Here is a 522-nt window from a genome sequence, read left to right as displayed (position 1 = left end):
TAAAACTACCCCTCACCATTGACCCATATAAAGAAGCTCAGCGTCGAATGGATTACGAAGGCTACATCTCACGTAGTCTGCTTAATCGTTTGGGTGAATCTGTGAGCAATGTGCTAAGCGATGCACAAGTTACTCTCTCGTTATATATCGATCCGCAACGCTTAACCGTTATTAAAGGTACGGCGACAGTGGAAGTGGAATTCGATTGCCAACGATGCGGTAACCCGTTTACACAAACGCTTGACTGTTCGTTTTGTTTCAGTCCGGTGTCCAATATGGATCAGGCGGACAATTTGCCCGAAATTTATGAACCAATCGAAGTAAACGAGTTCGGTGAAGTAAATTTACTAGATATGATCGAAGATGGATTTATCATCGAATTGCCTCTAGTCCCGATGCATAGTGAAGAACACTGTGAAGTGTCCGTGAGTGAACAGGTGTTTGGCGAATTGCCTGAAGAATTGGCGAAAAAACCTAACCCGTTCGCTGTATTAGCTAATTTAAAGAAAAACTAGATCTAGG

At 42.9% G+C, this 522-nt stretch carries 1 protein-coding gene; it reads left to right on the top strand.

The window, feature by feature from the left end; translation table 11 throughout:
- On the top strand, positions 1-515 hold a 515-nt coding region (yceD, locus tag DS839_RS36120; protein WP_368912153.1), incomplete at its 5' end, for a 23S rRNA accumulation protein YceD.
- Positions 516-522: the final 7 nt, after the last annotated feature.

Source organism: Taklimakanibacter deserti (assembly GCA_003574785.1).
This window is presented reverse-complemented; position numbering and strand designations above follow the sequence as displayed.